Consider the following 15,561-nt stretch of genomic DNA (forward strand, 5'->3'; position numbering starts at 1 on the left):
TTAAAAGGCAGACACTAATAGTAATAACCAACCTGCTACTAAAAGTAATCCTCCAAGTGGTGTAATTGGCCCTAAAAACCGTAATTTTTTTCCTTTTGCATCAGACAAAATTAGACCGTAAATACTAAAAGAAAAGAGTATAATCCCAATTGTAAAACACCAGTATATTGCAGCAGAAATAGGAGCGGTGTTTAACCCAAGTCCTATTAGTACAATAGCGTGATACATTTGGTATTTGACACCTACTTCAAAACTATGCAATTGCTCTACAGATAAAATTTTCTTTAATGCATGTGCTCCAAAAGCACCAAAAATTACCGATAACATCCCGAAAAAAGCACCCGTTGCAAGTATTATATGTTGTGTCATTATAAAAAAGTTTATTATTTATAGACTACAGGAATAATTTCTCCTGGAGCTAAGCAGTATTTTTTTATCGCTTCCGCGGAAAGTTTGGCCGTATAATCAACTTCATTAACCATAAAACCGATGTCTCTAAGCTTGTTAAAATAGTCATAGCCATACACGCGCACATGGTCATACTGTCCAAATATTTCAGCACGTTCCTTTTTATCTGTAATTGTATTATCTTCAAATGTGGTCTGTCTGCTTAAGTCTTGCGGAATCTGAAATACGCCATAACCGCCAGGTTTCATAACACGAAACAATTCTTGCATTGCTTTAGTATCATCCGGGATATGCTCTAAGACATGATTACATAAGATGACGTCATAGGTGTTATCTTCAAAAGGAAGGTTACATATGTCGGCTTTTACGTCTGCAATTGGTGATAATAAATCAGTCGTTGTGTAGTCTATGTTTTCTAAGGCTCTAAAACGCTTCAAAAAACATTGTTCTGGTGCAAAATGAAGCACTTTCTTTTTGTCTTTAGTTGGCGTAAAAAAACTAGTTTCATTTTGTAAATACAACCATAATAACCGGTGGCGCTCTAAACTTAAAGTTGATGGAGATAAGACATTGTCGCGTTGTGTACCATAACCGTAAGATAAAAAGCTTTTAAAACTTTTACCATCAATAGGGTCCGTAAAGGTGTTTCCTCTTAAAAAGAAGGCTAAAACGGGACGTGCCAAATAGCTTAGTCTTATTAATAAAGGTCTAGGGATCGTATTTAATACTAATTTGAATAGTTTTTTCAAGGACTTAGGCTTATTCTAATGTAGGTGATGTAATTAAATTATAAATACCATCCCATAAGGTAATGCGATGTTGTAGAGCTAATTTTGAAACTTCTAAAACGTCATTCCATTTAGTCGTATCCTGACCACATAGTTCTTCAATCATTTTTAAAGATAGAGGTCCATGCTCGTCACCATCTAATTCGATATGACGTTTAAGATAATACGTTAATTTACTATAGGAGTTGCTATTCGTTTTGGACTGGTTGATAATCTGGAAAAACATATCAGGAATCACATCTTCACGACCAAAGGTAAATGCGGCTGCTATTTTATGTGCTTCGTTGGTATCAATAACTTCAAACGTAAATTTGACAAATTTTAAAGTTTCTGTATTTAGTTTAACTTTAGTTAATGCTTCTGTAACGGATAGTCCGTTTTGTAAATTAGAAAGTAATAGTTGAATTTGGTTTGTATCGGCATCAATTTGATCCATCGCTTCCAAGTACATTTCAAAATGACTTTGAGCTTCACCTAATTCGTTAATATCACTTTCTTCACCTAAAACGATTTCATTTATAAATCTAGCAGTAGCGGGATTGGCAACTGGAACCCAAGGTAACGTCGTGGTGGTTAATTGATTTTGTAGTGCTTTTAGTAAAGACATAAAATCCCAAACGGCATAAACATGCTGTTCCATAAATACGCTAACATCCTCTAAGTTATTTAAAACAGAATACAATTTGTGTGTATTCAATTGGTGTCTTAGCGGTTTCAGTTTGTCTTCTAAAGTCGCAATGGTCATTATAAAACTAAAGTTTTTTGTCTAAACTCATCTTCTTCATTACTAACAATGCCTAAAGCTTCATAGATATAAGCAAAAGTTGATAGTAATTCTGGTTTACCGTCTACAATAGCGATATCGTGTTCAAAATGTGCACTTGGCTTATCGTCTAAAGTGGTAATTGTCCAACCATCTCTGTGTTGTTTGATACGTTGCGTACCAAGGTTTATCATAGGCTCAATAGCCACAACCATACCTTCAATAAACTTTTTACCACGTCCACGTTTACCATAATTCGGCATTTCTGGATCTTCGTGCATTTTGGTTCCTAAACCATGACCTACTAATTCGCGAACAACACCATAACCATGGTCTTCACAATATTTTTGAATAGCATAGCCTACATCTCCAACGCGATTACCGACTTTCAATTCTTTAATACCAACGTATAGAGATTCCTTAGTAACTTGAAGTAGTTTTGCTGTTTCAGGAGCAATGTCACCGATAGCAAAAGTATAAGCGTGATCTCCATAATACCCGTTTAAAATAGAACCACAGTCAACAGATATGATATCACCTTCAACTAGTGGTGTATTGTTTGGTATACCATGAACAACCTGAGAGTTTGGACTCATACATAGGGTGTTAGGAAAATCATATAATCCTAAAAACCCAGGAACGGCACCTAAATCTCTGATGTGTTCTTCTGCAATTTTATCTAATTGTAGGGTTGTAACACCTGGTTTTATTGCTTTAGCAACTTCTCCTAATGTTTTAGAAACAACTAATGCAGCTGCACGCATTAATTCTATTTCTTCTTTTGTTTTTACTATAATCATGCTTAAAAAAATATGGGCAAATATACTTAAAATAAACCGTTTTTCTTATTTTAGAGACATGACATTTAACAGGTTTTGAGGTTATGTTATATAGTATTTTTGTCGTCTAAAATTAATATTATGTTCACATCAGTCACTGCAGAAGAAGCTGTAAAAGTTTTAAAATCTAATAATCGTGTATATATTCAGGCTGCTGCTGCAGCACCTCAATCTTTGATTCAGGCCATGACTAAAAGACACGAAGAATTACGTCATGTAGAAGTGTGTCATTTACATACGGAAGGTGAAGCGCCTTATGCTAATCCCGAATTGAAAGATAGTTTTCATGTTAATTCCTTTTTTATTGGAAAAAATGTGAGACATACTTTAAGAGCAGGGAACGGCTCATACACACCTGTTTTTTTAAGTGAGTTACCAGTGCTTTTTAAGCGTAATATTATTGATTTAGATGTTGCTTTTATACATGTGTCTGTACCAGATAAACATGGGTATTGCTCTTTGGGTGTTTCTGTTGAAGCTACTTTAGCAGCTATTGACAATGCAACTACGGTTATTGCTCAGGTTAATAGATATATGCCAAGAACACACGGTGCAGGTATTATCCATGTGTCAGAGATTGATACGTTTGTAGAAAGTCATCAACCATTACCGGGTCATGATATGGTAGAACCAACAGCTATTGAAAATACTATCGGTGATTATGTGGCTAATTTAATTGAAGACCGAAGCACGTTGCAAATGGGTATTGGCTCTATTCCTAATGCAGTGCTAACGCGATTGGTAAATCATAAAGATTTAGGGCTGCATACTGAGATGTTTTCTGATGGAGTTATTGATTTAATTTTGAAAAATGTAATAAACGGAAACTACAAAGCTATTAATAGAGGACGTGCATTATCTACTTTTTTAGTAGGGTCGCAACGCTTGTATGATTATGTAGATGATAATCCTTTTGTTGAAATGAGAGCATCAAATTATACAAACGATGTGTCCATTATTAAACAAAATCCTAAAATGGTTGCCATTAATAGTGCAATAGAAGTGGATGTTACTGGACAGGTTTGCGCTGATAGTATTGGTGCGCACATGTATTCTGGAGTTGGGGGACAAATGGATTTTATTAGAGGGGCTTCTTTAAGCGAAGGTGGTAAAGCAATTATAGCACTACCATCGGTAACTAGAAAAGGAATCAGCAGAATTGTACCAGCATTAAAACCTGGAGCAGGTGTGGTTACAACGCGATCACACGTGCATTATGTAGTAACAGAATATGGTGTGGCTAATTTATTTGGAAAAACAATTAAAGAGCGGGTTAAAGCATTAGTTAATATTGCACATCCAGATCATAGAGAGCTTGTGGATAGGCAGTACTTTGATATGATAAAATATTAGTAATTAAAACTTAAACCAACTCTTTTTCTTTGGTTTTGGTAGTTGGGGCGTGTCATTAGTTAACATCTGATAGATTTCTCCCCAACCTAAAATGCCACCGATATTGCGATCATCAATAAAAAGATCAGCGTTAATTTTTCTACTAACTTCATTTTTAAAGTCCTCTTCAGGGAAACTTTGGTTTACCGCATAGAAGGTAATTCCATTGTCTTGACAAAAAGCAACTGCCTCGTCTAGTTTTTTTCCATGTCTGTAAGTCCATAAAATTAAGCGATGACCGTCAGATTGCAAGCGTTTTAAGGTTTCGAAAGCAAAAAGACGTTCTTGTCCAATGCCAGGATAGCCATCTTCTACGATGGTGCCGTCAAAATCTACTGCAATTATAAGTCCTTTAGAAAGCTTCATTTTATATAAAAATTGAATTCAAAAATACAATAATTATTAGTAAAAGAAAGTGTAGTCTTTGTAGTTGTACTTTAACTAGAACATAACTTAAAATTAATTAAAGAGAAGTTCTCGATACACTTTTTTCGTGCCTCAAAAAACACTCGAACTGGCATATGAATAAAATAAGGCTGTATTATAAATAGAGTTGTTTTAGCTCTCCTCTTATTTTAAGAGGAGAATGAATTTTTATTTCACCTTAAAAGAAATAAAGAGAAAGAGGAGTTAAGTTAGTTGGTGATTTTTGATTTAGAATGATAAGAGCCGATGCTGTTATTGTAAAAGTCTAGAAGAATTAAAGAATGAGTTCTCGATACACTTTTTTCGTTCCTAAAAAATACTCGAACTGGCGTATGACTAAAATAAGGCTGTATATAAATAGAGTTGTGTTAGCTCTCCTCTTATTTTAAGAGGAGAATGAATTTTTATTTCAGCTTAAAAGAAATAAAAAGAAAGAGGAGTTAAGTGAGTTGAAAGATTTATAATTGTTTGTTTGAGTATCTTGTCTCTGAAACAAAAAAAACGTCCTATCGATTAAAAATGGAACGTTTTTTTGATGTTTAATTTTAGTTATACCAAACTATGGCAAGTCATTGCTTGTGGTTGTTCTATGCCCATTAATTTTAAAATAGTTGGAGCCATATCACCTAAAACACCATCCTTTATCTCTTTTAACTCCTTGTCAATTAAGATAAGAGGCACTGGATTGGTTGTATGTGCTGTATTTGGAGAGCCATCTGGATTAATCATGGTTTCGCAATTACCATGATCGGCGATTAATAGTGTCGTGTAACCATGTGCTAAAGCGGTAGTCACGACTTGTTTTACACATTTGTCAACCACTTCACAAGCTTGTATAGCTGCAGACATTGATCCTGTATGACCAACCATATCACCATTTGCAAAATTTAAACAGACAAAATCCGTCGTTTCTTTTTCTAATTCTGGGATTAATGCATCTGTTAATTCAAATGCAGACATTTCAGGCTTTAAATCGTAAGTAGCGACTTTAGGCGAATTTTTTAAGATGCGACTTTCTCCTTTAAATGGCGTTTCTTGTCCACCAGAAAAGAAAAAGGTCACGTGAGGATATTTTTCCGTTTCCGCAATACGTATTTGTGTTTTGTTGTTTTTTTCTAAAACCTCACCTAAGGTTTCTGTAATATTATCTTTATCAAACACGACATGAATTCCTGTAAAAGCATCGCCATAATTAGTCATGGTTACATAGTACAAGTTTAATTTATGCATGTTTTGTTCGTGATGATCATTTTGATATAAAGCATCGGTTAACTCACGTCCACGATCTGTTCTGAAGTTAAAAAAGATAACCACATCATCTTCTTTAATGGTTGTTAATGGAAGCCCTTCTGCATTTGATTTTATAATGGGTTTTATAAATTCGTCTGTAATATCGGCATCATAATGGTTTTGCACACTTTGTGGTAAATCATTAGATAATTCGCCTGTACCATTAACTAAGGCATCATATGCTAATTTAATACGTTCCCAACGGTTATCACGATCCATTGCATAGTAACGACCGGTTAAACTAGCTAGTTTAGTGTTTTTATTTTTAGTGAATGTTTCTAAATCTTGAACAAATCCTTTTCCCGATTTTGGATCGACATCACGACCATCTGTAAAGGCATGAATATAGGCGTTTTCTACACCAGAAGCTTCCGTAGCATCAATTAATCCTTTTAGGTGATTAATGTGAGAGTGTACACCACCATCACTTAATAATCCTAAAAAATGAATATTTTGATTATTCGCTTTAGCATAACTAAAAGCGTCTTGTAATACGTGTTCTTTTGCAAGTGTATTTTTATCAATAGCTAGGTTGATTTTAGCTAAATCTTGATAGACAATACGTCCTGCACCTAAGTTCATGTGTCCAACTTCACTATTACCCATTTGACCTTCGGGTAATCCAACGTGTAAACCATCTGTGCGTAATTGTGCGTTTGGATACTTGGTATATAAACTATCTATAAAAGGTGTGTTAGCATTATCTATTGCAGAGACCTTCGGGTCAGGAGATTTTCCCCAACCATCTAAAATCATTAAGATTACTTTTTTGTTCATTTTATTAGATTTTGTATATACAAATATAAAAACTAAAGTCCTGCAATTGCAGGACTTTAAGGTTTGTTTACGATAACGTTTTAGTTGGTCGAGTATTTTTTAATCGACTTTCTAATTTCTTCGATACGGTTGTCCGGGTCAGGATGTGTACTTTGAAATTCTGGTTGTCTGTTTGGTCCTGCTGCACGTTTTAAAATCTCCATGACTTTAATCATTTCTTCTGGGTTATATCCTGCACGAAGCATAAATCTAACGCCTAAATCATCACTTTCTAACTCGTCCTCACGACCATTAGTCAATAATTTTGTCATGCCGTATTGTTGTATAAAACCTCCAGCATCTGCACCAACAGATCCAGCTGTAGACAAGCCTTGCCAAAGCTCTGAATTGGCGATACGTTCGGCACTATGTTTTCCTAAAACGTGACCAATTTCGTGTCCTAAAACACCCGCTAATTGATCTTCGTTTTCTAATTGAGCGTATAAGGCATATGTTATAAATATTTGACCTCCAGGTAATGCAAAAGCATTAATGGTATTGGGATCTGCTAATAAATGGAATTCATATTTATATGGCGTTTCTTTAGCGATGCTGCTATTAACTAGTTTATTACCCACATTATCGACTAGTGCTTGGTGTTTTTCGTTTGGATACAAACCACCATGTTGAGCAGCCATTTGATCACGACTTTGTAGACCCATTTGGATTTCTTGATCCGTAGTCATGGATATCGCTTGTCTTTTACCTGTATAGGGGTTTACTTCTTGCTGACTGCAGTATTTAAAGCCAAAAAAAGCAGCTATACATAAACCGATTAGTAGTCGTCCTTTTAAATTTCCTCTCATTATAGTTAAAATTGTGTACTCTTACAATTTACAAAAGTTCTGGGTTAATATCTAAAATATTTTGGTTGATGTATTGATTTATAAATAGTTCCGAAAAAGAATCGCTTCCGGATAAAGCTTCTTTTTTTAATATTTCAGAAATATTTAATGTTTTGTAGGCTTTTAAATACTCAGAGGATAATGCTTTGTAGCTAAAATGCCAAGGTTCGTATTTAAATCCTTTACGATTTGCATTATCAGTATACACTAAATAGAAACCATATTTGGCAGCGTTAACGTCCGTCCATTCTTTAAGTTTGCAGTAAGGGCCATTAGCGTGAAAGTTTTTAGGTAGCAAAACATTTTTTGGTTGCTTGACATTAGTTTGGTAAATGTCAATGTCTGTTCCCCAATGGTGTCGAGAAGTTCCTGGGATTGTAGAGTATTCTATTATTTTTTTGATGTTGGCCATGTCAGATAAACCTTTGGCTTTGTTGCTTTTAAACTTGCGTTCCCAAATGCGTTTTTGATGAGCAAAACCTCTGTAACTTGATACTGCTCCAATACTAATGCCGTCTTTTAAGGCTGCAGCTTGCATTTTTTTGAATGCGGTATTTGCTTCCGCTCTAAGGTTGTATCCATTACCAAATAGTTTTGGAGTTCCTTTTCCTATTAATTCGTCATTAGAAATAGACGATTGATAAAATGCAAACTGTGGTACTGTAGCAAGTGTGATACAAGCTATTACTAGAAATTTAATTAACTGTTGTTTTTTCATTTTAATGATTTATGCATGACGTAATGTGGTCCAACTTCGGGGATGTCAAAAACTTCTCCAATCGTTTTAAAACCGTTATTTTTATAAAAGTTTAAAGCAGTAATACGTGCGTTAAACCATAAGTGGTCTATGTTTTTAGTTTTTAAATAATCTATTCCATGAGTTAATAAATGCTTCCCAAAATGTAAGCCTTGATAGTCTTCTAAAACCCCCATTGCTCTTAATCTGTATTGTATTGGGGCTGTAAATAAAGGCGATTGATCCGCTACAAAAGTACAGACACCTGCTAATTTGTTTTTTGTGTACAATCCAAAATGATAAGTACTATCTAGATTATCTTGCGGAAATATACAGGCTTCAACTGGTTTGCCTTTGCGCAAGACTTCTTGTCTTACAGGTATTGTTTCTAAACCATTGATTGACTTGATGGTAAAGGTTATGTTTTCTTTTGAATATAAATTACCAGCCATAGTCGTGTTAAATCTATAATTTAAAATAATATTATATTTCAAAATTAACTAATTTTGACGAAAACAATAGCAATGTCTTTCAGCTTTAAATTAATTGAAAAAGATAAAATTAACTGTATTATTCCTTTAATGCAGAAATTAACCAATAATAAAAACTCGGATGCTGTTTTAAAAGAGCGTTTTGCAGAAATGGTAGAGCAAAATTATGAGTGCGCTGGTGTTTATGACGGTGACATATTAATTGGGATTTCTGGCATGTGGTTTCAAACGAGACATTATGCCGGGAAAAGCATGGAGGTAGATCATGTTTATATTGAAGAGTCTTACCAAGGTAAAGGTTTAGGGAAACAGTTTTTTAAGTGGCTTTATAGCTACGCAACAAGTAAAGGTTGTAATATCTCTGAATTAAATACTTATGTTCAAAATTACCCTTCGCATAAGTTTTATTATAACGAAGGGTATGAAATTTTTGGTTATCACTTTTATAAAACGCTGTAAGTTTAATATGTAAGATAAATCCAACCTGAATAGCTTTTGTTTTCTTCTGTCAGTTGTAATACATAAAAATAAGTGCCAACTGGTAGTTTTTCGCCTTGAGTACCAACAACATTTTTATTGGCTACACCATTAAAAGAGTTGTCATAATTTTCTGCATCATAAACAATTCTTCCCCATCGGTTAAAAATTTGTAAGTTGTTTTTAAACAATTCTACACCTTCAATAATAAAGACGTCATTTAATTGATCGCCATTAGGAGTAATTGCGTTGTATACGTTTAAACCATCACTACCTATTAAAGCCCCAAAGGTAATGATGTCGTAGTCTTCTGGGATAAACTCGACAGAGCTAATGGTGCCATTGTTTGTATCTCCAGTAATTGCTGAGTTACCTAAGTCTAACCATTTATTTTCGGTCTTACTCCAGCCTACAACTCTTAAGTTCATTAAGTCGGAAACTAAATTATCTATTTGACTTTCTTGATCCCAAGTTAATGTGACGTAGGTTAAATCTTTACCATCAAAATCCCAAAATTCTTCTGTGTTAACTTGATTAATGATGCCTTCAGAAGTATTAGTGTCAAATGAGTTACTGAAAGTAGAAGGGAAGTTTGGGTCTTCATTAAAATAGGCTGCACTAAACGTAACAACACTAGGCTGAGCAGGTGTAATTAAAGGTCTGAATTTATCGTCTTGACCAATAGGGAACACAAAGGATTGATTACTGCTAACAGAGGCATAACCATCAACATTTCTCAAATCATCTTCTAATGCGTATACGGCATTGTTTAAATAGTCAAGCGAGATGTCTGGGTTTAATCTAGGTGTAATAACATCTCCTATTAGGTAATCGACGCCGTTTGTTACTTCTGTGTTGATTTCTAAAAACAAATGATCATCTACTGCCACTTCAATGTCAAAAAATCGCGGTATTTCTGTTCCCGATATTGTTAGAGAATTATCAAAGCTGTAAAATCCGGCCAGACCTAAATTTTGATTAAATGTTCCATCGTTTTCTAAGTCAATATGGAAACCCATTTGACCTTGATCATGGATTTGTAAATTTCCGAAGTTATGAAATGCATCTTGCGCAAAACTAACTTGAAAGATAAATAATACGAGTATGTATGTTATTGTTTTCATAGTTTATTTATACGCTGTAAATATTACTAATAAGGCTTCGTCGTCAATATCATCTGGCCGAATACTAGGTAGTGAATTAGAATTATTAGCTGTAATAACTCCGTCAGTGTAATTTACAGAAACTGTAAAACCATCTGGAGTAAATGTTCCGAATGCAGCTTCGATTTTGCCAAGACTAGATCCGTTATAATCTCCATAACGAATACCGATACAATTTGAGCTACTGGCATATCTAGAATTATCATTTATAGAAGCACCATGACCACCTGTATACATAACTTGTTGGATTAGTGTGCCATTAGTATTTCTAGCAAAACCATTCATAGTTCCAAAAGAGTTTTTGATACTTCTGTCATTATTTGCTGTTCCATTATCTGAATCAATATTTAAACTCTCTACATTCGCATTAGCCACAAATGTTACTTGTGACGGCTTAAAAGGTATACCAGTAATGGTTACAATTCCTTCTGTTGAAATAATAAAAGTCCCAGTATAAACTGTTGGTCCTAAATAAGCACCACCATTTGCACCAACTTCTATTTGGTTATCCGTTTCTGCAGCTACAACTTGAGCTTTAAATTCTGTACCTTCTTCATCTGTATAAGTTATTTCTCCTGTTGCCGTAGGATCTCCTGTTGTTGTGGTGTCATCTTGCACAAAAGTGGTAATAGTCTCATTAATGTCTTCTGTGTCTCCATCTTCGTTTTGGTAAGTTGCTATGGTGTTTCCTGTAGCAATGTTTCCAGTTATTGTTGTTACTGTTTCTGCTGCTGCATCTGCCCATTCTGTTCCAGTAGCAGTTGCCGTTAATACTTGCCCAGAAGTTCCTGGCGCATCATTTTCGTCAAGTAAAGGACCGTCTAAATCTAAAGTTTCATTAATTGTTACTGTGGTAGCTCCACTTGTTTCATCAATATTGACAGCTTCTAAACCTCCTACTGTAAGACCTATCTCATCAGCAGCAGGACTATAAAGCCCTGTGTTTGTGTCGTCAGTAAATCTATAGGCAGGTTCTCCTGCATTACCATCTGAGTTAAGAAAGCCAGCCGAACGTATAGCCCCAGAAACTTGTAGTTTATTGTCAGGTGTATTTGTACCTATACCCATTCTGTTATTTGTTTCATCCCAGAATAATTGATTATTATCCTCTGTAGGATTGCCATCAGCCCCAGCAAAAAATACTGATCCTTGTGTACCTGTGTGTACAATTGAATTTAAATCGATTGCATTCGCTATTCCATTTTCATCTAAATATTCTAATTGATTAGACGTTGTGTTGAATGTTAATGACGTCACAGTTTCTAAGTTGTCTACTAAATCGGTAAGATTTAATTGCGTTACTAAACCGTTTTCATCAGTATAATCGATGTTGGTGTCGTCTGTGTTTAAAGCGATGTTAGTAGTAGTTTCATCATAAGTCGTTTCAGTACCATCTTCCGAAGTATATGTAAAGGTGCCATCTGTATTATTAATTAGAGTCGTAACCGTTTCTAAATTTTCTACGATATCTGTTAAATCTAATTGAGTTATAATGCCATTTTCATCAGTATAATTGATATTAGTATTATCTGTATTTAACGCAATAGTCGTTAGGGTCTCCAATTGAGAAATATCAATAGTTATTGGATTTCCATCATTATTATTAAAAGTATAAGTTGCATCTAAGTTTGCTGTAAGTGTCGCTTTGGATACAGAATCAACAGTGCCGTCAGGTTTTTGTAAACTAAAAGAACCATCTCCATTATCGACTAAACCAATGGCGTCAATATAAGATTTTGGGGTTGCGTCTGAGGGACCTGTTGGTGTACCTAAGCTAGTAATTGTATTTGAGCTCATGTCTAAATTACCAACCATAGTATCTCCAGTGACGTTGACATACCTTGGGTCGTAAAGTGCGGCATTAAAAGGATCGATAGCAATCCAATCCATGGTATCTGCATCATAAATGTAGGTGTTTCCAACTTGAGCTGGATCAGGAGCGTCACTATTGACTACATATATATCACCTTCTTGAGGTGTTCCATTGATTTCATTGGGGCCAATTTGGCCAGTTGAGGTAGTTGGTCCGGTATAAACATTTCCAATGGGTATATTGATGTTTCCATCGGCATCAGGACTAATTAAATTGACTGTTGCAACACGCGTCCCATAAACCCAATCTGTACCGTTCCAATATATTTCATCATTTGTATTCGATCCATTGGCAAACATTGGTAATGTAATTTGATCAGTTAAGTCGACTAAATTCCCAGCTGTTCCCGGAGTAGATAATTGAAGTTCTGTTCCATTTAAAAATAAATCTTGAAGCTCGTTTGTTGAATCATTATCATTGTCAATTACAGAAATTACGACAGGTGTTCCATCTTCATTTAAATAAGTGTAAGTTAAATCGCCGTTATTTATTATGGTTGTTAGTGTTTCTAAATTTGAAGCATCGATTATTGTTGGATTACCATCTTCATCCGTATAGGTTAATGTACCGTCATTATTATCCACGATAGTGGTTAGAGCTTCAAGATTTGCAATGATTGCAGTAAGATTTAGATTGGTTACTACACCATCTTCATCAGTGTAATCGATACTTGCATTATCTGTATTAAGAGCGATAGTCGTTAGTGTTTCCAGGTTGGCAATATCTAAAGTTGTCGCAACACCATCTTCATCCGTATAGGTTAATGTACCATCATTATTATCCACGATAGTGGTTAGAGCTTCAAGATTCGCAATGATCGCAGCAAGATTTAGATTGGTTATTACGCCATCTTCGTCAGTGTAATCGATACTTGCATTATCTGTATTAAGAGCAATTGTTGTTAATGTTTCTAGGTTGGCAATATCTAAAGTTGTCGCAATACCGTCTTCATCCGTATAAGTTAATGTACCGTCATTATTATCTACGATAGTGGTTAAAGCTTCAAGGTTTGCAATGATTGCAGTAAGATTAAGATTGGTTACCACGCCATCTTCATCAGTGTAATCGATACTTGCGTTGTTTGTGTTAAGAGCAATACTTGTTAATGTTTCCAAGTTGGCAATATCTAAAGTTGTCGTAACACCATCTTCATCTGTATAGGTTAATGTACCGTCATTATTATCCACGATAGTGGTTAGAGCTTCAAGGTTTGCTATAATTGCTGCGAGATTTAGATTCGTTACTACACCATCTTCATCTGTATAATCGATACTTGCATTATCTATATTAAGAGCAATTGTTGTTAATGTTTCCAGGTTGGCAACATCTAAAGTTGTCGTGACACCATCTTCATTCGTATAGGTTAATGTACCGTCATTATTATCCACGATAGTGGTTAGAGCTTCAAGGTTTGCTATAATTGCTGCGAGATTTAGATTGGTTATTACGCCATCTTCATCAGTGTAATCGATACTTGCATTATCTGTATTAAGAGCAATTGTTGTTAATGTTTCTAGGTTGGCAACATCTAAAGTTGTCGCAACACCATCTTCATCCGTATAGGTTAATGTACCGTCATTATTATCCACGATAGTGGTTAGAGCTTCAAGGTTTGCTATAATTGCAGTAAGATTTAGATTGGTTACCACGCCATCTTCATCAGTGTAATCGATACTTGCGTTATCTGTATTGAGAGCGATAGTCGTTAGTGTTTCCAAGTTGGCAATATCTAAAGTTGTCGCAATACCATCTTCATCCGTATAAGTTAATGTACCGTCATTATTATCCACGATAGTGGTTAGAGCTTCAAGGTTTGCTATAATTGCAGTAAGATTTAGATTGGTTACTACACCATCTTCATCAGTGTAATCGATACTTGCATTATCGGTATTAAGAGCAATTGTTGTTAATGTTTCCAGGTTGGCAACATCTAAAGTTGTCGCAACACCGTCTTCATCCGTATAGGTTAATGTACCGTCATTATTATCCACGATAGTGGTTAGAGCTTCAAGGTTTGCTATAATTGCTGCGAGATTTAGATTCGTTACTACACCATCTTCATCAGTGTAATCGATACTTGCGTTATCTGTATTGAGAGCGATAGTCGTTAGTGTTTCCAAGTTGGCAATATCTAAAGTTGTCGCAATACCATCTTCATCCGTATAAGTTAATGTACCGTCATTATTATCCACGATAGTGGTTAGAGCTTCAAGATTCGCAATGATCGCAGCAAGATTTAGATTGGTTATTACGCCATCTTCATCAGTGTAATCGATACTTGCATTATCGGTATTAAGAGCAATTGTTGTTAATGTTTCCAGGTTGGCAACATCTAAAGTTGTCGCAACACCGTCTTCATCCGTATAGGTTAATGTACCGTCATTATTATCCACGATAGTGGTTAGAGCTTCAAGGTTTGCTATAATTGTAGCAAGATTTAGATTGGTTACCACACCATCTTCGTCAGTATAATCGATACTTGCGTTATCTGTATTGAGAGCGATAGTCGTTAGTGTTTCCAAGTTGGCAACATCTAAAGTTGTCGTGACACCATCTTCATCCGTATAGGTTAATGTTCCATCATTATTATCCACGATAGTGGTTAGTGCTTCAAGGTTTGCTATAATTGCTGCGAGATTTAGATTGGTTATTACGCCATCTTCGTCGGAATAATCGATACTTGCGTTATTAGCATTAAGTACTATAGCGGTTAGTGTTTCAGCGCTGTTTGTGTTAACATTAGTAATAGTACCGTCTTCTGAGGTGTAAGTGAATGTGCCGTCAGTATTGTTTAAAAGCGTAGTGACAGTTTCTAATGCAGAAACATCTAAAATTATTGGTGTCCCATTGCCATTGTCAAAAGTAAAAGTTCCATCTCCATTATCAATTAGAGCAGATTTAGATATTATGGTTATTGCTCCATCTTCACTGACATAGCTAATTGAGCCATCATTGTTATCCACAAGAGCTGTTATCGTTTCACTCGACATAACATCAATACAAAGACTTGTCCAAGAGTTATTGTTATATTGAAATAAACAATTGACATCAGTATTGTAAACTACTGCTCCGTTTAAAGGGGTAATCGCATTCATTTCTGCACCAGAAATTCGTGTAACGACCAATACCTTTTCAGAGCTTTCCAGTTCTAATATTGAATTTTGATCTATAGTTTGAGGATTATCACCTATTTTTACTTGGGCAAATAAATTTGCAGAAAGTAAAAGAGTAAGTATTGCTAAAAACTTTTTCAT

The 15,561-nt window shown here is 35.1% G+C and carries 13 protein-coding genes; 2 read left to right on the top strand and 11 right to left on the bottom strand.

All coding sequences use genetic code 11. From position 1 onward, the window contains the following. From E9099_RS09690 to map, 4 genes are read right to left on the bottom strand one after another with little or no spacing between them, the layout of a single operon-like run. Window positions 1-369, bottom strand: a complete 369-nt coding sequence (locus E9099_RS09690) for a DUF423 domain-containing protein (protein ID WP_136583434.1) — start codon at window positions 367-369, stop codon at window positions 1-3. A 14-nt stretch (window positions 370-383) separates the two neighbouring features. Further along, on the bottom strand, window positions 384-1,157 hold the full coding sequence (locus E9099_RS09695) for a class I SAM-dependent methyltransferase (protein WP_136583435.1): 774 nt from the start codon (window positions 1,155-1,157) through the stop codon (window positions 384-386). 10 nt (window positions 1,158-1,167) lie between these two features. Continuing rightward, window positions 1,168-1,941 carry a DUF3050 domain-containing protein gene (locus E9099_RS09700; protein ID WP_136583436.1) on the bottom strand — a complete coding sequence of 258 codons (774 nt, stop codon included), beginning with the start codon at window positions 1,939-1,941 and terminating at the stop codon, window positions 1,168-1,170. Then, window positions 1,941-2,759 carry a type I methionyl aminopeptidase gene (gene map / locus E9099_RS09705; protein ID WP_136583437.1) on the bottom strand — a complete coding sequence of 273 codons (819 nt, stop codon included), beginning with the start codon at window positions 2,757-2,759 and terminating at the stop codon, window positions 1,941-1,943. The genes E9099_RS09700 and map overlap by 1 nt, the downstream gene beginning before the upstream one ends. A 120-nt stretch (window positions 2,760-2,879) precedes the next feature. On the opposite strand from map, the gene E9099_RS09710 reads away from it, so the two are divergent. Continuing rightward, a complete protein-coding gene (locus tag E9099_RS09710) occupies window positions 2,880-4,151 on the top strand; it encodes an acetyl-CoA hydrolase/transferase family protein (RefSeq protein WP_136583438.1) in 1,272 nt (423 codons plus the stop codon). A 3-nt stretch (window positions 4,152-4,154) separates the two neighbouring features. Here the strand turns inward: E9099_RS09710 and E9099_RS09715 are convergent, their stop codons facing one another. The 5 genes from E9099_RS09715 to E9099_RS09735 form a co-directional block, all read right to left on the bottom strand. Beyond that, complete coding sequence (locus tag E9099_RS09715; protein WP_136583439.1) at window positions 4,155-4,556, bottom strand: BT0820 family HAD-type phosphatase; 402 nt, start codon at window positions 4,554-4,556, stop codon at window positions 4,155-4,157. Window positions 4,557-5,165: 609 nt separating this feature from the next. Then, a complete protein-coding gene (gene gpmI / locus E9099_RS09720; RefSeq protein ID WP_136583440.1) occupies window positions 5,166-6,683 on the bottom strand; it encodes a 2,3-bisphosphoglycerate-independent phosphoglycerate mutase in 1,518 nt (505 codons plus the stop codon). A gap of 80 nt (window positions 6,684-6,763) precedes the next feature. After that, window positions 6,764-7,531: a M48 family metalloprotease gene (locus E9099_RS09725; protein ID WP_136583441.1), complete on the bottom strand. Its 768-nt coding sequence runs from the start codon at window positions 7,529-7,531 to the stop codon at window positions 6,764-6,766. Window positions 7,532-7,556: 25 nt separating this feature from the next. Continuing rightward, entirely contained in the window at window positions 7,557-8,285 is a 729-nt protein-coding gene (locus tag E9099_RS09730; protein ID WP_136583442.1) for a M15 family metallopeptidase, read from the bottom strand. Continuing rightward, entirely contained in the window at window positions 8,282-8,797 is a 516-nt protein-coding gene (locus E9099_RS09735; protein ID WP_136583443.1) for a GNAT family N-acetyltransferase, read from the bottom strand. Before E9099_RS09735 ends, E9099_RS09730 begins: the two co-directional genes overlap by 4 nt. A gap of 12 nt (window positions 8,798-8,809) precedes the next feature. On the opposite strand from E9099_RS09735, the gene E9099_RS09740 reads away from it, so the two are divergent. Continuing rightward, a complete protein-coding gene (locus E9099_RS09740; protein ID WP_317130619.1) occupies window positions 8,810-9,253 on the top strand; it encodes a GNAT family N-acetyltransferase in 444 nt (147 codons plus the stop codon). Between the two features lie 2 nt (window positions 9,254-9,255). Here the strand turns inward: E9099_RS09740 and E9099_RS09745 are convergent, their stop codons facing one another. Both E9099_RS09745 and E9099_RS09750 read right to left on the bottom strand, forming a co-directional pair. Next, on the bottom strand, window positions 9,256-10,395 hold the full coding sequence (locus E9099_RS09745) for a gliding motility-associated C-terminal domain-containing protein (RefSeq protein WP_136583444.1): 1,140 nt from the start codon (window positions 10,393-10,395) through the stop codon (window positions 9,256-9,258). A gap of 3 nt (window positions 10,396-10,398) precedes the next feature. Further along, window positions 10,399-15,561 carry a beta strand repeat-containing protein gene (locus E9099_RS09750; RefSeq protein WP_136583445.1) on the bottom strand — a complete coding sequence of 1,721 codons (5,163 nt, stop codon included), beginning with the start codon at window positions 15,559-15,561 and terminating at the stop codon, window positions 10,399-10,401.

The organism is Psychroserpens sp. NJDZ02 (assembly GCF_004843725.1).
Taxonomy (GTDB): domain Bacteria; phylum Bacteroidota; class Bacteroidia; order Flavobacteriales; family Flavobacteriaceae; genus Olleya.